The organism is Enterovirga aerilata (genome assembly GCF_013044135.1).
Classification (GTDB): Bacteria; Pseudomonadota; Alphaproteobacteria; order Rhizobiales; family Beijerinckiaceae; genus Enterovirga; species Enterovirga aerilata.
In genome coordinates this window covers 208901-229954 of the sequence record NZ_JABEPP010000004.1, presented here as the reverse complement: position 1 = coordinate 229954, position 21054 = coordinate 208901, and the positions used below count along the sequence as shown (strand labels likewise).

18 protein-coding genes and 2 pseudogenes are annotated in these 21054 nt (G+C 66.5%); 11 read left to right on the top strand and 9 right to left on the bottom strand.

The window, feature by feature from the left end:
* The first annotated feature begins 21 nt into the window (after nt 1–21).
* Nucleotides 22–1218, top strand: coding sequence for a phenylacetate--CoA ligase family protein (locus HJG44_RS15060; protein ID WP_171219206.1), 1197 nt, complete (start codon nt 22–24; stop codon nt 1216–1218).
* A gap of 67 nt (nt 1219–1285) precedes the next feature.
* On the opposite strand, the pseudogene HJG44_RS15055 reads toward HJG44_RS15060, so the two are convergent.
* From HJG44_RS15055 to HJG44_RS15045, 3 genes and pseudogenes are all read right to left on the bottom strand, one after another.
* Nucleotides 1286–1459: pseudogene (locus tag HJG44_RS15055) on the bottom strand (IS110 family transposase); the annotation flags it as partial.
* A 142-nt stretch (nt 1460–1601) separates the two neighbouring features.
* Nucleotides 1602–1853: a conjugal transfer protein TraD gene (locus HJG44_RS15050; RefSeq protein WP_171219204.1), complete on the bottom strand. Its 252-nt coding sequence runs from the start codon at nt 1851–1853 to the stop codon at nt 1602–1604.
* Between the two features lies 1 nt (nt 1854).
* The gene (locus tag HJG44_RS15045; protein WP_171219203.1) at nt 1855–2181 is read right to left on the bottom strand and encodes a conjugal transfer protein TraD; all 327 of its coding nucleotides are present in this window, start codon (nt 2179–2181) and stop codon (nt 1855–1857) included.
* A 171-nt stretch (nt 2182–2352) separates the two neighbouring features.
* On the opposite strand from HJG44_RS15045, the gene traA reads away from it, so the two are divergent.
* The 10 genes and pseudogenes from traA (at nt 2353) to holA (ending at nt 13526) form a co-directional block, all read left to right on the top strand.
* Nucleotides 2353–5334 (top strand): Ti-type conjugative transfer relaxase TraA, encoded by a 2982-nt coding sequence (gene traA, locus HJG44_RS15040; RefSeq protein WP_171219202.1) that lies wholly within the window; start codon nt 2353–2355, stop codon nt 5332–5334.
* A gap of 130 nt (nt 5335–5464) precedes the next feature.
* Complete coding sequence (locus HJG44_RS15035) at nt 5465–5731, top strand: helix-turn-helix transcriptional regulator (RefSeq protein ID WP_246736271.1); 267 nt, start codon at nt 5465–5467, stop codon at nt 5729–5731.
* Nucleotides 5691–5909 carry a hypothetical protein gene (locus HJG44_RS15030; protein WP_171219201.1) on the top strand — a complete coding sequence of 73 codons (219 nt, stop codon included), beginning with the start codon at nt 5691–5693 and terminating at the stop codon, nt 5907–5909. The genes HJG44_RS15035 and HJG44_RS15030 overlap by 41 nt, the downstream gene beginning before the upstream one ends.
* A 359-nt stretch (nt 5910–6268) precedes the next feature.
* Nucleotides 6269–6564: pseudogene (locus HJG44_RS15025) on the top strand (type II toxin-antitoxin system RelE/ParE family toxin).
* Between the two features lie 13 nt (nt 6565–6577).
* On the top strand, nt 6578–6886 hold the full coding sequence (locus HJG44_RS15020; protein WP_171219199.1) for a HigA family addiction module antitoxin: 309 nt from the start codon (nt 6578–6580) through the stop codon (nt 6884–6886).
* A gap of 151 nt (nt 6887–7037) precedes the next feature.
* Complete coding sequence (locus tag HJG44_RS15015; RefSeq protein ID WP_210261138.1) at nt 7038–7265, top strand: hypothetical protein; 228 nt, start codon at nt 7038–7040, stop codon at nt 7263–7265.
* Nucleotides 7266–7278: 13 nt separating this feature from the next.
* Nucleotides 7279–8955, top strand: coding sequence for a recombinase family protein (locus tag HJG44_RS15010; protein ID WP_171219198.1), 1677 nt, complete (start codon nt 7279–7281; stop codon nt 8953–8955).
* Nucleotides 8956–9376: 421 nt separating this feature from the next.
* A complete protein-coding gene (gene leuS / locus HJG44_RS15005; protein ID WP_171219197.1) occupies nt 9377–11968 on the top strand; it encodes a leucine--tRNA ligase in 2592 nt (863 codons plus the stop codon).
* Entirely contained in the window at nt 11955–12488 is a 534-nt protein-coding gene (locus HJG44_RS15000; protein ID WP_171219196.1) for an LPS assembly lipoprotein LptE, read from the top strand. Before leuS ends, HJG44_RS15000 begins: the two co-directional genes overlap by 14 nt.
* Before the next feature lie 6 nt (nt 12489–12494).
* Nucleotides 12495–13526 (top strand): DNA polymerase III subunit delta, encoded by a 1032-nt coding sequence (gene holA, locus HJG44_RS14995; RefSeq protein ID WP_171219195.1) that lies wholly within the window; start codon nt 12495–12497, stop codon nt 13524–13526.
* Here holA and HJG44_RS14990 read toward each other — a convergent pair.
* The 6 genes from HJG44_RS14990 to rho all read right to left on the bottom strand — a co-directional run bounded on the left by HJG44_RS14990 (nt 13475) and on the right by rho (nt 20895).
* The gene (locus tag HJG44_RS14990) at nt 13475–14401 is read right to left on the bottom strand and encodes a ParB/RepB/Spo0J family partition protein (protein WP_171219194.1); all 927 of its coding nucleotides are present in this window, start codon (nt 14399–14401) and stop codon (nt 13475–13477) included. The genes holA and HJG44_RS14990 overlap by 52 nt on opposite strands.
* A gap of 25 nt (nt 14402–14426) precedes the next feature.
* On the bottom strand, nt 14427–15236 hold the full coding sequence (locus tag HJG44_RS14985) for a ParA family protein (RefSeq protein WP_171219193.1): 810 nt from the start codon (nt 15234–15236) through the stop codon (nt 14427–14429).
* 26 nt (nt 15237–15262) lie between these two features.
* Entirely contained in the window at nt 15263–15910 is a 648-nt protein-coding gene (gene rsmG / locus HJG44_RS14980) for a 16S rRNA (guanine(527)-N(7))-methyltransferase RsmG (protein ID WP_171219192.1), read from the bottom strand.
* A complete protein-coding gene (mnmG, locus tag HJG44_RS14975; protein ID WP_171219191.1) occupies nt 15903–17807 on the bottom strand; it encodes a tRNA uridine-5-carboxymethylaminomethyl(34) synthesis enzyme MnmG in 1905 nt (634 codons plus the stop codon). Before mnmG ends, rsmG begins: the two co-directional genes overlap by 8 nt.
* A complete protein-coding gene (gene mnmE / locus HJG44_RS14970; protein WP_171219190.1) occupies nt 17808–19127 on the bottom strand; it encodes a tRNA uridine-5-carboxymethylaminomethyl(34) synthesis GTPase MnmE in 1320 nt (439 codons plus the stop codon).
* A 499-nt stretch (nt 19128–19626) separates the two neighbouring features.
* Nucleotides 19627–20895, bottom strand: coding sequence for a transcription termination factor Rho (gene rho, locus HJG44_RS14965; protein WP_171219189.1), 1269 nt, complete (start codon nt 20893–20895; stop codon nt 19627–19629).
* Nucleotides 20896–21054 lie beyond the last annotated feature (159 nt).

The following is a 21054-nucleotide window of genomic DNA, read 5'->3' as shown; positions in this document are numbered from 1 at the left end:
TGGCAAAGGTGATCAGAAGCAATGCCTAGTGACATCTATCAGGACATCGCGACCGCCTACAGCGCGGCTGCAACGAAGGCACCGGGACTGAAGGCACGGTTCGCTGCGGCCGGATTCGACCCGGCCAAGGTTTCGTCGCTGGCCGATCTCTCCCGTCTGCCGGTGATGAAGAAAGAGGAGCTGCTGAAGCTCCAAAGAGAGAACCCGCCTTTCGGCGGGTTTCTCGCCGCTGACCTTAAGGAGATAGCGCGAATCTATGTCTCGCCCGGCCCGATCTTCGAGCCGGCGCTGCCGGGTGGCGGGGGGCATGGGCTGGACTTGCTGTTCAAGACGGCCGGGGTCGGCAAGGGGGATGTCATTCTGAACACTTGGATGTATCACCTCGTGCCGGCTGGGCTTCTCTTTGACGAGGCGGCGCAGGCGGCGGGCGCCACCATCATTCCCGGCGGCGTCGGCAACACCGAATTGCAAGCCCAGATCATCGTCGAGACCGGCGTCACTTCCATCTGCGCGTCGACGGCGTTCTTCCTGACGCTGGCCGACAGAGTGATCGAGACCTATGGCCGCAGCGCCTGGAAAGTGAAGACCGCCCTTCTGGGCGGGGAAATGGGCGACTGGATGGCCAAGCGCCGGCGGATCGAGGCCGACTATGGGGTCACTACATGGGCGGCCTATGCCACCGCTGATCTTGGCCTTATCGCGTATGAGGACGGCGGTGAAGGTTACGTCGTGCATCCACACCGGGTGGTGCAGATTTGCGATCCTGTCCGCGGCGACCAACTCCCCCACGGCGAGACGGGCGAGATCGTGGTGACCGCACGCGATGCTACCTGGCCGATGATCCGCTTTGGCACTGGTGACAGCGCCTTTGCGCTGGAAAGCAAGGAAGACGGCAGCGTGCGCCGGCTTTCGGCGCTGCAGGGCCGAGTGGGCGCGGCGGTGAAGGTGCGCGAGATCTTCGTCTATCCACGCGTGATCGAGGAGGTGGTGATTGCCACACCCGGCGCAATAGCGGCTCAGGCCGTGGCGACGCGCGAAAACAACCGCGACCTTATCCGCATCTCGATTGTGCTCCAGGAGAACGCGGACCGTGCCACCGCTGAAGCCGCCGCCAAGAATGCGTTTGAGCTCCATGCCCGCCTGCGCGCGGACGAGATCATCTTTGTCGATGAGCTCCCTGCGGATGCACCACTGCTTGTCAACGACAAGGACAGCTGAAACGAAACGGCCCTGCGGTGAACCGACCACGTCACTCCTCGGCGAGCGCCAACCGGACCCAACCATGGATGAGCGTCACCCTTTGCCTCGACAGCAGTTCGTGGGTGCGCTGGACGACGCGCGCCGCCTGTTGGTCTGTGCTCTTGACCGGCGTCGTCCGGACGTTCGGCCGAGTGACAGCCTCGCAGATGGCGGCAGCGTCTGCACCTTCGTTCTTTTGGCGGACAACGTACGGTTTTACGAGCGCGCGAAGTAAATTATCCTCTTGGCGGATCGCGAGTTCCATCGCCCCGCTTCCAGTGCCCATCGCATGCTCGAACGACGCTCCCTGCACGCAGTCGCGCGGCTGACATGCGATTGTCGTGGCATCAACGACGAACTGCTTAAACCGTTCGATCTGTCCCCTTGTTTGTTGCCGGGTCCGCCGCAAACGCCTGCTTCCCCTTCGCGGTCCAAAGCCTTCGTGCGTGTTCGCCCTGGTCGCTTTGGAGTTTGTCGGCCATCCAGAGCAGCGCGCCGTAGATCATCGTCCGATCATCGCCGGTCAGGTCCACAATGCCGGCTTTGACGACGAGGCCGCCGAGTTCGATCAGATGCCGCGTGCGTTTGCGACGCTCGACCTGCCAGGTTCGCATGTCATGCCGCGCCAGTGCCGCTTGATGCCTGTTGCGCGCTGTCCGGTTGCGACGGAGCGCCGACAGCGTCGCGGTCAGGCGATGGCGCAGATCGCCGCGCCCGGCTTTGAAAGAATGCCGCCCCGCGCTTCGCCCACGCCTCCCTCTTTCCGGTGTCTTTCGTCTCGGCCAGCACGATCAGCGCGCCGGCCAGCTCGTCGGTGGTGAGCGCATCGGCTCCGGTAGCGATCACCAATTCGCCGAGTTGCTGCACCTTGCGGGCTTTCAAGTCTCGCGCCTTGTCCTCCAGTGCCTTCAGTTCCGTGTCGAAGTCTCGTGGCTTTCGCATCGTCGTCTCCATAAGCAGTCGATGGAGCGATGATAGTTGAGCGCCTGCCGCAATGCTGTAAGGTTGCCGAGACAGGCTGAAACGGCGCGAGCAGTCCCGAGAAATTCATTTCGAGGGCGCGCTTATACGTCGTTCCGACGTGCGCTTGATCGTGCTGATGTTCGGATCGCGATGGCGATCTATCATCTTCACGTCAAGGTCATTGGCCGTAAGTCCGGGAGCAGCGCGGTGGCGTCCGCCGCCTACCGCTCGGCCTCGCGTCTGCGCGACGACCGGCTTCAGCGCAGCCACGACTTCTCCAGCAAGCGCGCCGTCGTCCATTCCGAGGTGCTGCTGCCGGAGAATGCGCCCGAGGCGTGGAGCGACCGCGAGCGGCTTTGGAACGATGTCGAAGCCTTCGAGGTCAGGAAGGACGCCCAGCTTGCCCGCGAGGTCGAGTTCGCCCTGCCGCGCGAGATGACGGAGCGCCAAGGCATCGAACTCGCCCGCGACTTCGTGCAGGCGGAATTCGTGGACCGGGGCATGATCGCCGACCTCAATGTGCATTGGGATGTGGGCGAAGACGGCATGCCGAAACCCCATGCCCATGTCATGCTGACGATGCGCGCGGTGGACGAGAACGGCTTCGGCCAAAAAGTGCGGGAGTGGAACCGCACGGAGATGGTCGAACGCTGGCGCGAGCGTTGGGCCGAGCTTACCAACGAACGCCTGGCCGAACTCGACATAGACGCGCGCATCGACCATCGCAGCCTTGAAGCGCAGGGCATCGCGCTTGAACCGCAAAGCCAGATCGGCGCACCGGCGCAGCGCATCGAGGGCGAAGGGATCGAGGCCGACCGCGCGGAGATGCACCGCGAGATCGCGCGCGGCAACGGCGCGCGGATCATCGCCGATCCTTCACTCGCACTGGACGCGATCACGCATCAGCAATCGACCTTCACGCGGCGCGACATGGCGAAGTTCGCGCACCGGCACAGCGACGGTGTCGACCAGTTCAACGACGTGATGGGCGCGATCCGTAGTGCGCCCGATCTGGTTGAACTCGGACGGGACGGACGCGGCGAAGATCGTTTCACCACCCGCGAGATGATCGAGGCGGAACAGCGCCTGCACCGCGCCGCCGAATTGATGGTGGAGCGGGAACGCCATCAGGTGAGCGACGCCGACAGGCAAGCGGCATTGGCGCGTGCAGAAGCGCGCGGCCTTGTCCTTTCGGGAGAGCAAGCCGACGCGCTGGCGCATGTCACGGATGGGCGCGATCTTGGTATCGTGGTCGGCTATGCCGGGACGGGCAAGAGCGCGATGCTGGGCGTGGCGCGGGAGGCGTGGGAAGCGGCGGGCTACGAGGTCCGGGGCGTCGCTCTGTCCGGCATCGCCGCCGAGAATCTGGAAAGCGGGTCGGGCATCGCGTCGCGCACCATCGCCAGCATGGAACACGGCTGGGGACAGGGCCGCGACATGCTCAGCGCGCGCGATGTGCTGGTGATCGACGAGGCCGGAATGGTCGGCACGCGGCAGTTGGAGCGCGTGTTGTCCCATGCGGCGGAGGCCGGGGCCAAGGTCGTGCTGGTCGGCGATCCGCAGCAGTTGCAAGCCATCGAAGCGGGCGCGGCGTTCCGCTCGATCCACGGGCGTCACGGCGGGGCGGAGATCGGCGAGGTCCGCCGCCAGCGCGAGGACTGGCAGCGCGAGGCCACGCGCGATCTGGCGACCGGCAGGACCGGCGCGGCCATCCATGCCTATCACGGCCACGGCATGGTGCATGTCGCCGAGACACGCGAGCACGCGCGCAAAAATCTGATCGAGCGCTGGGACCGCGAGCGGCAGGCGTCGCCTGACAGCAGCCGCATCATCCTCACCCACACCAATGACGAGGTGCGCGCGCTCAACGAGAGCGCACGGGAACGGATGCGAGAAGCCGGCGATCTGGGCGATGACGTTCGCCTGACGGTCGAGCGCGGCGCGAGAAACTTCGCCAGCGGGGATCGCGTCATGTTCCTGCAAAACGAACGCGGGCTTGGCGTGAAGAACGGCACGCTCGGCACCATCGAACAGGTCAGCGTGCAGAGCATGACCGTGCGCACCGACGATGGGCGCAACGTTTCGTTCGACCTGAAAGACTACAACCGTATCGATCACGGCTATGCCGCGACCATCCACAAGGCGCAGGGCATGACGGTGGATCACACCCATGTGCTGGCGACGCCGGGCATGGACGCCCATGGCAGCTATGTCGCCCTGTCGCGGCACCGCGACGGCATGGACCTGCATTACGGCCGCGACGACTTCGCCGGTCAGGACCGGCTCGTCCGCACTCTGTCGCGCGACCGGGCCAAGGACATGGTCTCGGATTACGAGCAACACGATCCGGCGCAGAGCTATGCCGAGCGGCGCGGCATCATCTTCCGCGAGCGTGTTGCCGAAATTGTCAGGAAGATCGTGCCTGAGAAGGTGCGCGACATGTTCGATGGCCTGCGCCTGTCCGCAGGCGCTGCGCCTGGTCCAGATGGCGTGCCGCAGCCGGAAAAGGGAAGCGCAGGTGTGGAGGCGCGGCGCGAACCCGCAGCGCCCGCGAGGGAGGTTGCCGATGACCCTGAGGCGGCGCTGCGCCGCTCCCGCACGCGGGCGCTCGTGCGCCATGCGCGAGCGGTGGACGCGATCCTTGCCACCGGGGATGCGGACGGCAAGGGAAGCCCGGAGCAGATGCGCGAACTGACTGAGGCCCGCAAAGCCTTCGAGGAGGTGCGGCCTCATGGCTGGCGTGATGCGGAAGCAGCCTATGTCAAGGAGCCGGGTCTTGTCAGCGAAGCCGCCTCCGGTCGCACCGCCCGCGCCATCCGCGCGCTCCAGCTCGAAACCGAAATCCGCACCGATCCGAGCCGCCGCGCCGACCGCTTCGTCGAGCGCTGGCAGAAGCTCGACCTGACCAGCCAGCGCCAGTATCAGTCGGGCGACCTGTCGGGCTACAAGGCCACGCGGTCAGCGATGGGCGACATGGCGAAAAGCCTCGAACGCGATCCGCAACTGGAATCCATCCTTGCGGGCCGCAAAAAAGACCTCGGCATCGGGATCGAAACCGGCCGCAGCCTTGGCCGGGAACTGGCCTTGACGCACGGCATCGACCTGGGCAGAGGCCGGAGCATCGGACTGTAGAACCATCCTATTTTTCGCCGTTTGTACGCCGTAGCACGACGACGGCTAAATACCTCTTGCACAACGATAAATCGTTGTTTTGTCTGGTCTCAGAAGCCGCCAGAAACAGCCAGCAGGAGGCAGCGCAGCCATGCCCGCACCAGACCGTATCGTCCGACTGAAAACTGTTCTTGCCCGTACCGGCCTGTCCCGGTCCACCATCTACCGCAAAATCGCCGAGGGCACGTTCCCGCCCCAGATCAAGATCAGCGTCAACGGCGCTGGCTGGCGGGAATCCGACATCAACCGATGGATCGCCGATCCCGCGGCGTGGCGTCCGACATGCCTATCCGGTTTTCACCCAAACGGAGACGGACATGATGGACCAGCAACTCGTAGCGCGCATCAAGCGACGTAGCAAATACTGGGGCCAGACCGCACCCAATCAATGGTTTGATGTACGTGTCGTAGAGGACACAGGCTATCGCCTCAGAGGCAACAACAATAACTACCGATTGGACGACGTGAATATCGGCGTGCGTCTAGCCAATGGCTTCATCGTTGATCTCGCCAACGGCAAGACTAGCCGTGGATGACAACCGGGATAGGCACCGCGTCCGAGAGGCGAGTGCGACCTCCATGACTGACGGCGAGGCGGATGACGATGGTGCAGGTTGTTGTGGCGCGCTCCCGGCGCGGACGGTGCTGCTTGCGGATATGGGACCGGAGCGCCGCCATCCCGTCAATGCCGAGCCGCTGCGCGGTGGCGCTTCGCGCCAGCATTGACCGGATGCCGCCGCCCCGGTGATGGCTTGTCAAGCAGACCAGGGCGGATCATGAGCGCGGTCGCGCTCGCGTTCCGGAGGGGAGAAACAGCGGCGCTGCAGAGAAGCGGAAATTATCCTTGAACGTTGAGTTATAGAGTGGTACAATTACTCGCAATTGGAGTGACGGAATGATCGTCGGCTTTCGGGATGGCTGGTTAAGGCTTTCTTCGTGGACGATGCCCAATCCCATAACATCCCGCCCGATCTTGAAGCCCGGTTGTTCAGAAAACTCCAGATGATCGACGATGCCGTGACCGATCAGGACTTGCGCGTGCCGCCCAGCAACCACTTCGAGAAGCTGCGCGGCAATCTGGCGGGGTTTCATTCGATCCGGGTCAACCAGCAATGGCGGCTGGTTTTCCGCTGGGATGGCGAGCGCGGCGAGGCGGATGGGATTTATCTGGACGATCACAGCTACCGATGAGAGCGAGGCAACAATGCTGACCACCAAGCGCAAGCCGGCGACTGTCGGTGAGATTTTGACCGAAGAGTTCATGGAGCCAATGGGCCTGACGCAGGGCGCGCTCGCCGAGGCGATGGGCGTTCAGCGCAAGCATGTCAACGAACTGTGCGGCAACCGCAGGAACGTGACCGCCGCGACGGCTTTGATCCTGGCCCGCGTCTTCGGCAATAGCCCGGACTTCTGGCTCAACGTGCAGCGACGCAGCGATCTTTGGGAGGTGATGAACACGCCGAAGGAACGCAAGCGAATAGAGCGCGCACGTCCGTTAAAGCGCGCGGCATGAGTGACGTGATGCGTATGGAGCGACCTACGCAAATGCCGCCGTTCGCAAGTATTTGCCGCCGACTGTACGACGAAGGGAAATGAGGTCTTTTCATTCTGGCTTCGCCGCCGCTTCATGCCTGTTTGTCTCGAAAAACAGTGCAGGAAACGGCATGGAAGACGACACTGAGCCAGAACGGTTCAAACCGGCGAATGACAATATCGGCCCGCACGGAGAGCCGCGCGCTGAGACTTGGCGCAAGATCGACCGTGTGGCGCTGACGCTGGCCCGCATAATTGGCCGCCGCATGGCGCGGGAAGATTTCGCGGCGCTCGTCGCCGCAAACGACAACCGGCCTGTCGCTTCCGAAGAATCGGAGGGCGAGGCCGACAAACAGTGAAAGGAAGCCGTCCATGACTCGCGTTGCGCTCTATGCCCGCTATTCCTCCGACAACCAGCGCGACGCTTCCATCGAAGACCAGTTGCGCCAGTGCCGCGAACGCGCAGCCCGCGAGGGCTGGACCATCGTGGAGAGCTATTCCGACCGTGCCATCTCGGGCGCTTCCCTCATCCGCTCAGGCATCCAGTCGCTGCTTGCCGATGCGCAGGCCGGCCGCTTCGACATGGTGGTGTCCGAGGCGCTCGACCGCATCAGCCGCGACCAGGAAGACGTGGCGGGTGTCTTTAAGCGGTTGCGCTTCGCGAGCGTGACGATCTTCACCCTGTCCGAAGGCGAGATCAGCGAGCTTCATGTCGGCCTGAAAGGCACCATGAACGCCCTGTTCCTGAAAGACCTCGCCATCAAGACCCATCGCGGCATCCGGGGCCGCGTCGAGGCTGGCAAGATCGGCGGCGGCAACGCCTATGGCTATCGCGTCGTCAAGACGCTGGACGCGCGCGGCGAGCCGATCCGGGGTGATCGCGAGATCATCGAGGATCAGGCGGAGATCGTCCGTCGCATCTTCCGCGAATATGTCGCCGGCAAGGGACCGCAGCGCATCGCCGCCGATTTGAACCGCGAGGGCATCCCGAGTCCGACCGGCAAGCGCTGGTCAGACACCACCATCCGAGGCAACCGCATCATCAGTTCCGGCATCCTCAACTGCGAGCTTTACATCGGCGTCATCCGCTGGAATCGGCAGCGCAAGCTGAAGAACCCCGATACCGGCCGCGCGGCTTACCGCCTCAATCCTGAAGCCGAATGGATACGCTCAGAGGCCCCCGAGCTTCGCATCGTGCCGCAAGAGCTATGGGATGCCGCCAAGGTGCGGCAGGATGAGTTGACCAGCCTCTACCAAAAACAGATCGAAGGCTCCCGCGCCGCCGTTAACCGCATCGCGGCTGCCAATGGCGGGTTGAATGCGACGCACCGGCCGCGCACGCTTCTTTCCGGCCTGTTGTTCTGCGGCTGCTGCGACGGCTCCTACGCCCGTCGCGGGCAGGACCGCTACGCCTGCACCAACCATGTGCTGGCACATGGCTGCGACAACGCCCGCACAGTAGACCGCAAGGTGCTGGAGACACGCGTCCTCGCCGGCCTGCGCGACCGCATGATGACGCCGGAGATCGCCGCCGAGGCGATGCGCGCCTACGCCGAGGAAACCAATCGCCTCAATCGCGAGCGCCGAAGCTCGGCTGACACCACCCGCCGCGAGCTTGCCGAGACTGACAAGGCCATCAAGGAGATTGTCCGCGTCATCGAGCAAGGCGGCTATCACCGTGCTCTGTCCGACCGGCTCAGGGAACTTGAGGCGAAACAGGACGAGCTAGCCGCCCGCTTGTCGGAGGCTCCGGTGAACATCCCCGACATCCATCCGAACGTCGCCGAGACCTACCGCCGCAGGATCGAGCGCCTGACTGCCGCGCTCGCCCATCCCGACGACGCCGTTGAAGCGGCGGACGCCATCCGCGAAGTCATCGACCGCATCGTCATCACGCCGGGCGACAAGCGAGGCGATCTCCGGATCACGCTGCACGGCGACCTCGACACCATCCTCGACTGGATCGACCGCGTCGGCAAACCCGGCTACAAACCCGCGACCGACACCGCATCATCCCGATTGTCAGTCTCGGTCAAAACTCGGGCTTGACCCGGCCATCCGCTCTGCGCGCTCGTCCCCCGCAGCGCCTGGGCATGCCCGAGGACGAGATTTCCGTCGGTGCGAGCCGCGCGCCGGCGAAGCGCTCCAGAGCTTCGGGCGTGAGGCTGGATCGCTTCGCTGCGCTCGCGATGACAGGCATTGCGACGAAAATAGGAATATAGTCTATAGCGTCGTTTTCCTGCCGCCGAGGGGCGCTCTTGCGGGGCGTCGACAGAGCGGGAGAGGCCGTAACCAGGCGGGGTCGACGCGGCGCCGCGGACTCGCGACCGGGCTCGCACCTTCTCCCGCGAGAGGAGGAAACGCAGTGGAGAGATCCCGGCCCACTTCCCCTCTCCTGAATCGGGTCGATTTCTTAGCCTGACAATGACATAGAGGCGCCCGACACCCCCGACACCGCAAGCACACCGAAATGGCCGTCGAGCGATACAACGCAAAGGAAACCGAACCGCGCTGGCAGGAGGTCTGGTCGGAGCGCGAGCTGTTCCGCACGCACAACGACGACCCGCGGCCGAAATACTACGTGCTGGAGATGTTCCCCTACCCGTCGGGGCGCATCCATATGGGCCATGTCCGCAACTACACGATGGGCGACGTGGTGGCGCGCTACAAGCGGGCGCGGGGCTTCAACGTGCTCCATCCGATGGGCTGGGACGCCTTCGGCATGCCGGCCGAGAACGCCGCGATGCAGAACAAGGTCCACCCGAAGGAATGGACCTACGCGAATATCGCCACGATGCGGAAACAGCTCAAGTCGATGGGGCTGTCCCTCGACTGGTCGCGCGAGATCGCGACCTGCGACCCGTCCTACTACAAGCACCAGCAGCGCATGTTCCTCGACTTCCTGGAAGCCGGGCTCGTCGCGCGCAAGACCGCCAAGGTGAACTGGGATCCGGTCGACCAGACCGTGCTCGCCAACGAGCAGGTCATCGACGGCCGCGGCTGGCGCTCGGGCGCGCTCGTGGAGCAGCGCGAGCTGACGCAGTGGTTCTTCAAGATCACCGACTTCGCGGCCGATCTCGACGCCCGGCTCGACACGCTCGATCGCTGGCCGGAGAAGGTGCGGCTGATGCAGCGCAACTGGATCGGGCGCTCGGAGGGACTGCTCGTCCGCTTCGCGCTCGACCCGGCGACGACGCCGGCCGGCGAGGACACGCTGGAGATCTACACGACCCGCCCGGACACGCTGTTCGGCGCCAAGTTCCTGGCGGTCGCGCCCGACCACCCGCTCGCCAAGGCGGCCGCCGCGAAGGCTCCCGAACTCGCCGCCTTCATCGAGGAATGCCGCCGCATGGGCACGGCCCAGGAGGCGATCGACAAGGCCGAGAAGCTCGGCTTCGACACGGGAATCCGCGCCACGCACCCGTTCGACCCGGACTGGCAGCTGCCGGTCTATGTGGCGAACTTCATCCTGATGGAATACGGCACGGGCGCGATCTTCGGCTGTCCGGCGCACGACCAGCGCGACCTCGATTTCGTCAACCGGTACGGGCTCGGCAACACGCCGGTCGTCTGCCCGCCCGGACAGGACCCCGCGACCTTCGCCATCACGGACGAGGCCTATGACGGGGAGGGGACGCTCATCAATTCCCGCTTCCTCGACGGGATGACGATCGCGGCCGCCAAGGAGGAGGTGGCGCGGCGGCTCGAAGCCGAAACGCGCGGGAACAGGCCCGTCGCCGAGCGCAAGGTGAATTATCGCCTGAGGGATTGGGGCATCTCGCGCCAGCGCTACTGGGGCTGCCCCATCCCGGTGATCCACTGCGCGAATTGCGGCGTCGTGCCGGTGCCGCGCGAGGACCTGCCGGTCACGCTGCCGGAGGACGTCTCCTTCGACCAGCCCGGCAACCCGCTCGACCGGCATGCGGAATGGCTGAAGGTGCCCTGCCCGACCTGCCGGGCGGAGGCGCGGCGCGAGACGGACACGATGGACACCTTCGTGGATTCGTCCTGGTACTTCGCCCGCTTCACCGACCCCAAGCTCGACGACGCTCCGACCGATCCGGAGGTCGCCGATTCCTGGCTGCCGGTCGACCAGTATATCGGCGGCATCGAGCACGCGATCCTGCACCTCCTCTATTCGCGCTTCTTCACCCGCGCCATGCGGCGGGCCGATCTCGTCGGCCTCGACGAGCCGTTCGACGGCCTCTTCACCCAGGGCATGGTGGTGCACGAGACCTACCGCGACCGGGCCGGAAACTGGGTGCAGCCGAACGAGGTCCGCATCGAGACCGAGGCCGGCAGCCGGCGCGCGTTTCACGTGAAAACATCCGAGCCGGTCGAGATCGGCTCGATCGAGAAGATGTCGAAGTCGAAGAAGAACACGGTCGACCCCGACGACATCATCGCGAGCTACGGCGCCGATACGGCGCGCTGGTTCATGCTCTCCGACTCGCCGCCCGAGCGGGACGTGATCTGGACGGAGGAGGGCGTGCAGGGCGCCTGGCGCTTCGTCCAGCGCGTGTGGCGCCTCGTGAGCGAGGTCGCGGAGGCCGGGAAGGGCAGCGGCGACGTCGGCCCGCTGCCGCTGCGCCGGGCCGCGCACCGGGCGCTCGCCGCCGTGCAGGACGACATCGAGGACCTTCGCTTCAACCGCGCTGTGGCGCGCATCTACGAGCTCGCCAACGCGATCGGGGCCGAGCTCCAGGCGGGGAAGGGCGCCTCCGCGACCGCCCGCGAGGCGACCCGCATCCTCGTCCAGCTCATCGCGCCCATGATGCCGCATCTCGCTGAGGAATGCTGGCGCGCGCTCGGCCAGAAGGGGCTCGTCGCGGAGGCGGCCTGGCCGGAGGTCGAGCGCGATCTCCTCGTCGAGGATATGATCACGCTGCCGGTTCAGGTGAACGGGAAGAAGCGCGCCGACGTGACGGTGGCGCGAGATGCCGACAACGAGGCGATCGAGGCCGCCGTGCTCTCGCACGAGGCCGTGAAGCGTGCCATGGAAGGCAGGCCCGCCCGCAAGGTGATCGTCGTCCCGCAGAGGATCGTGAATGTCGTGGCTTGAGAATCGCGACGCGAGCCGCCTCGCCGCCGTTCTGGCGCTTACCCTGGCTCTCGCCGGCTGCTTCCGCCCGCTCTACGGCCCGACCGCCTCGGGCGAGAGGCTGCAGGACGTCCTCGCGGCGATCGAGGTCGAGAAGGTCTCGAGCCCGGCCGGGCAGGAGCGGATCGGGCATTATCTGCGGAGCGAGCTGATCTTCGACCTCGACGGCTCCGGCACGCCACGTCCGAAGCGCTACAAGCTCGCGCTCGACACGGCCGAGTCGATCCAGCCGATCTCGGTCGACACCCTGTCCGGCCGCGCCGACGCGGCGCTGCTGAACGGCACCGCACGCTTTACCCTGAAGGACACCGAGGGCAGGACCGTCATTGCCGGAACGGCGCGCGCCAACGCCACCTATCAGCGCGACCAGCAGCGCTTCGCCTCCGTACGGGCCGCGCGCGACGCGGACATCCGGGTGGCAAAGCTGCTCGCCGACGACATCAAGCAGCGGCTCGCGGCCTATTTCGCGACCTCGCCCTAACCTCCGATGGTCGCGGTCAAGGCGGGCGATGTCGACCGGGCGGTGGCGAGCCGGCGGAGCGACATCGGCCTGCTCCTGTTCTACGGGCCCGATGCCGGACGCGTGACCGAGCGGGCCCGCGCCGCTGCCCAGGCGGCGGTGTCCGATCCGTCGGACCCGTTCCAGCTGATCCGCATCGACGGAGATGCGCTGGCCGAGGCGCCGGCGCGCCTCGTCGAGGAGGCCTCGACCTTCGGCATGTTCGGCGGCCGGCGTGCAATCTGGGTGCGGCCGAGCGGCCGCAACATCGCGCCCGCGGTGACGGCCTGCCTCGACGTGCCGCTCGTCGATACGCTGGTCGTGATCGAGGCGGGCGATCTCGCGAAGAGCTCGCCCCTGCGTGCGGCCTGCGAAGCGTCGCCGCGCGCCCTGGCGCTGCCCTGCTACGCCGACGAGGGGCGGGATCTCGCCGCCGTGATCGCCGAGACCCTGCGCGCGCAAGGACTTGCGATCGACCCAGACGCGCGCGAGTTCCTGGCTGAGAGCCTCGGCGGCGACCGGCTCGCGACGCGGGGCGAGCTGGAGAAGCTCGCGCTCTACGCGCATGGCCAGAGTTCGGTCCGCATCGAGGATGTCGAAGCCGTGGTCAGCGACGTGTCCGGCCCGAGCGTCGATGCGGTGATCGACGCGGCCTTCCTCGGTGACCGGACAGCGCTGGAGGCCGGGCTGGAGCAATTGTCGCGTCACGGCACGGTGGCGGCCGCCATCGTCGCGCTTGCCCTGCGGCACGGGCTCGCGCTCCTCGGCCAGGTCGTCCGGCTCGGGGGCGGTGGCGACGTCGAGACGGCGATCCGGAACTGGCGCGGCCTGCATTTCCGGCGCAGGAACGCGGTCGCGCGCCAGCTCAAGCTGTGGACGCCGGACCGCTTGACGCGCGCGATCGCGATCCTGCAATCGGCGGCGCTGACAGCCCGGCAGACGCCGGCGCTCGCGGATGCCGCCGCCGCTCAGGCCCTCTTCGCCCTGGGCTCCCGGGCACGATCGGCCTCCGCGGGCTGAGCCTTGAGCCGCTGGCACAGGGCGTCGAGCTGCTCGAGCGAGCGATATTTGATCCGCAGCTCGCCCGACGTGCCCCGGTTGTCGATCTTCACCACGAGACCGAGCGCGTCCTGCAGGGCGAGCTCCAGGGCGCGCGTATCCGCATCCGGGCTGCGCGGCTGGCGCCTCGAAGCCTCCGCCGGCGCGTCCGCCGCCTCGGCCTCCGCCTTCGCGATCCGCTCCACATCGCGCACGTTGAGGCCCTGCTCGACGATGGTTCTCGCCACCGCCTCGGGGTTGCGCACGGCCAGCAGCGCCCGGGCATGGCCGGCCGTGATGTCGCCCCGCGCGACGATCTCGCGAACCGAGGCGGGCAGCTTCAGGAGCCGCAACGTATTCGCGACATGGCTTCGGCTCTTGCCGAGCACCGAGCCGAGATCGGCCTGCGTATAGCCGTGCTCGGCGATGAGCTTCTCGTAGCCGGCCGCCTCGTCCAGCACGTTGAGGTCGGAGCGCTGCACGTTCTCGATGATGGCGAGCTCGAGCGCCGTCTTGTCGTCCGCCTCGACGATGACAACCGGCACGTCGTGCAGCCCGGCCCGCTGCGCCGCCCGCCAGCGTCGCTCGCCGGCGATGATCTCGTAGGCGTCGGGGAGGTTGGGCACCGGCCGCACGACGATCGGCTGGATGATGCCGCGCTCCCGGATGGAGGCGGCGAGATCGTCGAGCTCCGGCTCGTGGAACTGGCTGCGAGGGTTGCGCGGATTGCGGCGAAGGAACTCGATCGGCACCTTGCGTTGGCCGCGGGCCCGCTCGACGACGGGCTCCTCGTCGGCTTCCCCCAGCAGCGCGGCCAGGCCTCTGCCGAGCCGCGAGCGCGCAAGTTCCTCGGCCATGGCGGTCTCGGTCTCCATCGGCGCGTCAGGCCACGGCCTGTAGCGCACGTTCACGCTGGATCACTTCTGATGCGAGCTTGAGATAGGCTTGGCTGCCGGCGCAGCGCAGGTCGTAGAGCAGCACCGGCTTGCCGTGCGAGGGGGCTTCCGACACGCGGACGTTGCGCGGGATCACCGTGTCGTAGACCGCCGAGCCCATGAACTCGCGCACATCCGCCACGACCTGGTTCGCGAGATTGTTGCGCGGATCGAACATAGTCAGCACGACGCCGTGGATCGAAAGCTTCGGGTTCAGATTGGCGCGCACCTGCTCGACGGTCTTGATCAGCTGGCTCAGGCCTTCCAGCGCGAAGAACTCGCATTGCAGCGGCACGACGACGGCATCGGCGGCCGCGAGCGCGTTGATCGTGAGCAGGTTCAGCGAGGGAGGGCAGTCGATCAGGACATAGGTGATGCGTTCCTCGTCCCGGGACATGAGCGCGAGCTCGTTGATGGCCCGCCGAAGCCGCTGGTTGCGGTCGCGCTCCTTCGCGATCTCGAGTTCGACCCCGAGCAGGTCCATAGTCGAAGGGGCAACGAAGAGATTTGGGACCGCGGTTTCCTGAACGACGCTGCGCAGGTCGGCCTCGCCGGCGAGCACGTGATAGGTCGAGAGCGAGCGGCGCTTCCGGTCGATGCCGAGCCCGGTCGAGGCGTTGCCCTGCGGATCGAGGTCGATCACGAGCACGCGCTCGCCGATGGCGGCGAGTGCGGTGCCGAGATTGATGGCGGTGGTCGTCTTGCCGACGCCGCCCTTCTGGTTGGCAAGCGCCAGGACGCGAGGAACGCCGGACATGGAGGATCCGACAGCGGAGATGCTGGTCACGTGGGGTCCGTGGGCCGGTTCGTGATAGGACCGTCGAAGCGGCGAATGCGAAGGATGCGGCCTTCGGGATCGACGGCGCTCGGGATCGCATCCGCGGCGAATCTCCAGGATTCGGCCGCCTTCGTCAATTCGGACAGGTAGCCCCGGCCCTTGGGAAACAGGCCGATTGCGCCCTTCGTCAACAGGGGAGAGGCAAGCCGCAAGAGTTCATCGAGGCCTGCGAGCGCACGCGCCGTGACCACCTGGGGAGTAGGCTCGAGCCTTGGAAGGACGGCGTCGATGCGGCCTTCCCAGACCTGCGCGGACGCGCCGGTCGCGCGAGCGACGTGGCGCAGGAAAGCGCATTTGCGGCCATCGCTTTCGACCAGGTGCATGCGCGTGCCGGGACGGGCGATCGCCACGACGAGTCCGGGGAAGCCGGCTCCAGAGCCGAGATCGGCCCAGACCTCGCCGTCGGCGAGGTTTGCGAGCTGGAGCGAATCCGCGAAGTGGCGGATCCAAACCCCGTCGAGCGTGCTCGGGCCCACGAGGTTCTTCACCGTCTGCCAGCGGTGCAGCTCGGCCTCGTAGATCTCCAGCTTTGCCCTGGTTTCACGTGAAACGCCGGCGAGGATCTCGGCCGCGCGGCCTGCCCAGTCAGCCATCCCGCCCCGCGAGGCTGCGCCCGCGCTGTTTGGCATGCGCGGCAAGGAGCGTAAGGGCAGCCGGCGTCATGCCTTCGATCCGCGCGGCATGACCGATGGTGACCGGGCGGATCAGGTCCAGCTTCGTGCGCAGCTCTGCCGACAGACCGGAAAGGGACGAGAAGTCGATGCCTGCTGGCAGGGCATAGCTCTCGTCGCGCCGGAACGCGGCTGCGTCCTGCGCCTGCCGTTCGAGATAGACGTCGTACCGGGCCTCCGTCTCAACCCGCTCGGCGAGCCGGTCAGGCACCGTATCGAGTTCCGGCCAGATCGCCGCGAGGCGCCGGAGCGTCACCTCGGGATGCGAGAGCAACTGGAAGGCGGTGCGGCGCTGGCCGTCCCGGTTCAAGGCGAGCCCGTGCCGCAGCGCCTCGTTCGGCGTGAGCGAGAGCTCGAGAAGCCGGTGCCGCAGCCCGGCGTAATCCCGCTGCCACCGATCGAACCAGGCCGCGCGCTGCTGGCCGACGGCACCGAGTGCCACGGCTTTCGGCGTGAGACGCTCGTCCGCATTATCCGCCCGCAGACTCAGCCGGAACTCCGAGCGCGAGGTGAACATGCGGTACGGCTCGCTGACGCCGCGGGTGATGAGGTCGTCGACCAGGACCCCGATATAGCTCTCCGACCGGTCGAAGCTGATCCCGTCCCGCCCGGCGGCGCGCAAAGTCGCGTTGAACCCGGCCAGGATGCCCTGGGCTGCGGCCTCCTCGTAGCCGGTGGTGCCATTGATCTGACCGGCCAGGAACAGTCCCGCTACCCGCTTCAGCTCGAGCGTCGGAGTCAGGCTGCGCGGATCGACGTAATCGTATTCGATCGCGTAACCCGGCCTGATCATGCGCACGCGCTCCAGTCCGGGGATGGCGGCCAGTATCCCGCGCTGCACGTCCTCGGGGAGCGAGGTCGAGATCCCGTTCGGATAGACGGTCGGGTCGTCGAGCCCCTCGGGCTCCAGGAATATCTGGTGACCCTCACGGTCGCCGAACCGCACGACCTTGTCCTCGATAGAGGGACAGTAGCGCGGGCCGCGGCCGGTGATCTCGCCGGAAAACATCGGAGCCCGTGCGAGGTTCGCCCGGATGAGGTCGTGGACCGCTCGGCTCGTTCGCGTGATCCCGCATTCGATCTGCGGAACCGTGATCCGCCCGGTCAGCGCCGAGAAGGGAACCGGGTCATCATCGGCCGGCTGCTTCTCGACCGAACTCCAATCGATCGTACGGCCGTCGAGCCGGGGCGGCGTCCCGGTCTTGAGCCGGCCGAGCGGCAGGCCGAGGCGGGCCAGCGTGCGGGACAGGCCTGTCGAGGGCCGTTCCCCGAAGCGTCCGGCGGGGATTTTTACCTCGCCGATATGAATCAAGCCGCCCAGGAATGTTCCAGTCGTCACGACGACCGCGCCGGCCCGGATGTCGCGGCCGTCGGCCAGCCGTACGGCTTCGACCCGACCTTCCCGGAACTCGAGATCCTCGACATCACCCTCGATGATATCGAGGCCTGCGGTCTCAGACAGGATGCGCCGGACGGCACGTGCATAGAGCTTGCGGTCCGCCTGGCTGCGGGGCCCGCGCACGGCCGGCCCCTTGCGCCGGTTCAGCAGGCGAAACTGGATGCCGGCCTCGTCCGCGGCGCGCCCCATCACGCCATCCAGCGCGTCGATCTCGCGTACGAGATGGCCCTTGCCGAGCCCGCCGATGGCTGGATTGCACGACATCGCGCCGATGGTCTGCCGCACATGGGTGACGAGCACCGTCCGGGCCCCGAGCCGAGCTGCGGCCGAGGCAGCCTCGGCTCCCGCATGCCCGCCGCCGATGACCACGACGTCGTAGCGCGTCCTCTGTCCAGGCCCGTGTTCCACGTGAAACGCCATCTACTTTCCGATGCAGAACTGCCCGAAGATCCGATCCAGGATCTCCTCTACGTCCACACGGCCCGTGACCCGCCCCAGCGCGCGCAGGGCCAGTCGCAGATCTTCGGCCGCCAATTCCTCATGTCCCACCGCTTGGGCCGCCTCGGCCCGGGACAAGGCAGATACGACCTCCTCCAATGCTTTGCGATGCCGCTCACGCGTAACCACCGCATCTCCCGCACCGGCCAGCACCGCCTCGGCACGCTCCCGAACGGCCTCGACCAACCGCCCGATGCCGTCGCCCGTCCGAGCCGAGACCGCCAGATCGGCGCTAGGCGGCCGATCTGCAAGATCGGATTTCGTCGCCACGTTCAGCACCGGTACGGGTCCGAAGCTTTCGCCGTCTGCAACGGCGTCGGGCGCGACGAGCCATAGCACGAGATCGGCGCCGCGTGCATGCCGCCGTGCCCTGGCGATCCCCTCCCCCTCGACCGGATCGGCGGCTTCACGCAAGCCGGCCGTATCCACGAAGGTAACCGGCAGTCCATCGAGGTCGCAGCGGACCTCGATCGCATCCCGCGTCGTCCCTGGATGCGGCGAGACGATCGCCACTTCCCGGCGGGCAAGCGCGTTCAGGAGCGTCGACTTGCCCGCGTTCGGCGGACCCGCGATGACCGCCACGAACCCTTCCCGGAGACGCTCCGCGCGGGAGCTGCGAGCGAGTTCGTCCTCGATCTCCAACCGAACGGCATGAAAGATAGCAGCGGCCTCAGAGCTTGCCGCATGGGAAACATCTGCTTCGTCGGTAAAGTCGAGACCCGCCTCGGCGAGCGCGAGCGCGTCGGCCAAGCGGTCGCGCCAGTCGTCTACCTTGTTCGCCAGCGCACCTTCGAGCTGCCGAAGCGCTTGGCGGCGCTGTGCCTCCGTCTCGGCATCGATGAGGTCGGCGAGCCCTTCTACGGCCGACAGATCCATGCGGCCGTTGAGAAAGGCGCGGCGCGTGAACTCGCCGGGCTCCGCCGCCCTTAATCCCGGCAGACTGGAGAGAGCGCGCAGCACTGCGCTCCTGACGGCTAGGCCGCCATGAATATGGAGCTCCGCCTGGTCTTCGCCCGTGAAGCTCCCGGGCGCAGCCATGCGCAGTACGAGCGCCTGGTCGAGCACCTCGCCCGTGACAGGATGATGGAGGCGGCGCAGCGACGCCCGGCGCGGCGGCGGCGCTGGCCCGCGGACAAGAGCATGCAGCGCCGCTTCCGTTCCCGGTCCGGAGATCCGGATGACGGCGATTCCGGCCCGGCCGAAACCCGATGCCACGGCGAAGATCGTGTCGCCGGAAGTCATCTGAACGTCAGAGAGCGGGAAGGGCAGGCGCGCGACCGAGGGGAACCGGAACAGATCGCTCTCGTGTAGATGAAGGATCGGTTCCTGCGCAAACGCGCGGAGCTGCGAAGGAGGCGGTGTATCGAGGGTTACAGCGCCGGGAGGGGCGAGGTCGAGCCATGCCTCACTGTGCGGCTCCTGAGGCCGCTCCCGGCGTGTCGTCCGTAGTGATCGTGCCGCTGGGCTGCCGCCCGTCCGCTCTCGGCAGCCGTCAGGCCGCGGCTTCCTGCTGAGGTGGTTCCATCAAGGACCTCCTTCGGGCGAATTCGCCGGCTGGTGCCTGGCCGGCGTCGGCCGATTGACTCGGCACCCCGATCATCGGCCGATGCAGGCTGGAGTCAAGCGCGAGCGACCTACGAACCGTGCCGACCGCCTGGCCGCAACGGAAAGAGCCAGGAGCTTTGCCTCCAAGGTCAGGTTTCGCTCTGGCCTGCTTGCGGCCAGCAGTGCTGACCCGGCGTCACGTATTCATCGAATCGAAGAAGTCCTGATTCGTCTTCGTCTGTCGGAGCTTGTCGAGCAGGAACTCCATAGCGTCGACCGTTCCCATCGGATTCAGGATGCGGCGGAGCACATACATCTTCTTGAGAACGTCGGCCGGGACCAGCAGCTCTTCCTTGCGCGTGCCGGAGCGGGTGATGTCGAGCGCGGGGAATATGCGCTTGTCCGAAACCTTACGGTCCAGGATGATTTCCGAATTGCCGGTCCCCTTGAACTCCTCGAAGATCACCTCGTCCATGCGCGAGCCGGTGTCGATGAGCGCGGTCGCGATGATGGTGAGCGAGCCACCCTCCTCGATGTTGCGGGCTGCGCCGAAGAAGCGCTTGGGCCGCTGCAGCGCATTGGCGTCGACGCCGCCGGTCAGCACCTTGCCGGAGCTCGGCACGACCGTGTTGTAGGCGCGGCCGAGGCGCGTGATCGAATCGAGAAGGATGACGACGTCGCGCCCGTGCTCGACGAGGCGCTTGGCCTTCTCGATCACCATCTCGGCCACCTGGACGTGGCGTGCCGCCGGCTCGTCGAAGGTCGAGGAGATCACCTCGCCCTTCACCGAGCGCTGCATGTCGGTGACCTCCTCCGGCCGCTCGTCGATCAGCAGCACGATGAGGTAGCATTCGGGATGGTTGGCGGTGACCGACTTGGCGACGTTCTGGAGAAGGACCGTCTTGCCGGTGCGCGGCGGGGCCACGATCAGCGCGCGCTGGCCCTTACCGATAGGTGCGACGACGTCGATGATTCGCGCGGAGAAATCGCGCTTGCCGGTTTCCTCGACGACCTCGAGACGGATGCGCTCGTCGGGATAGAGCGGGGTCAGGTTGTCGAAATGGACCTTGTGCTTGAGCTTCTCGGGGTCCTCGAAATTGATCGTGTTGACCTTGAGGAGAGCGAAATACCGTTCCCCTTCCTTGGGGCCGCGGATCGGCCCGTCGACGGTATCGCCCGTCCGCAGACCGAAACGGCGGATCTGCGAGGGCGAGACATAGATGTCGTCCGGGCCCGGCAGATAATTCGAATCGGGTGAGCGGAGGAAGCCGAATCCATCCTGCAGCACCTCCACCACGCCCTGCCCGACGATCTCCGTCTCGCGTGCCGCGAGCTGCTTGAGGATCGCGAACATCAACTCCTGCTTGCGCATGGTCGAAGCGTTCTCGACCTCGACCTCCTCGGCGAAAGCCAGTAGCTCGGTCGGGGACTTGGACTTCAGGTCCTCAAGTTTCACTTCCCTCATCGGGGAACACTCTCGCGGGTAGAGGAAGGGCCGGGACTCGCGGGGATGGCCGACAGGGCAGCCCGGTTGTGCGCGCTCGCGGCAACGAGCCTCGTTCGGCTCCACCACGCGTAGCGACCTGTCGGTTGGGAGAGCTTGCTTATAGGGCCTTTCCCGCCC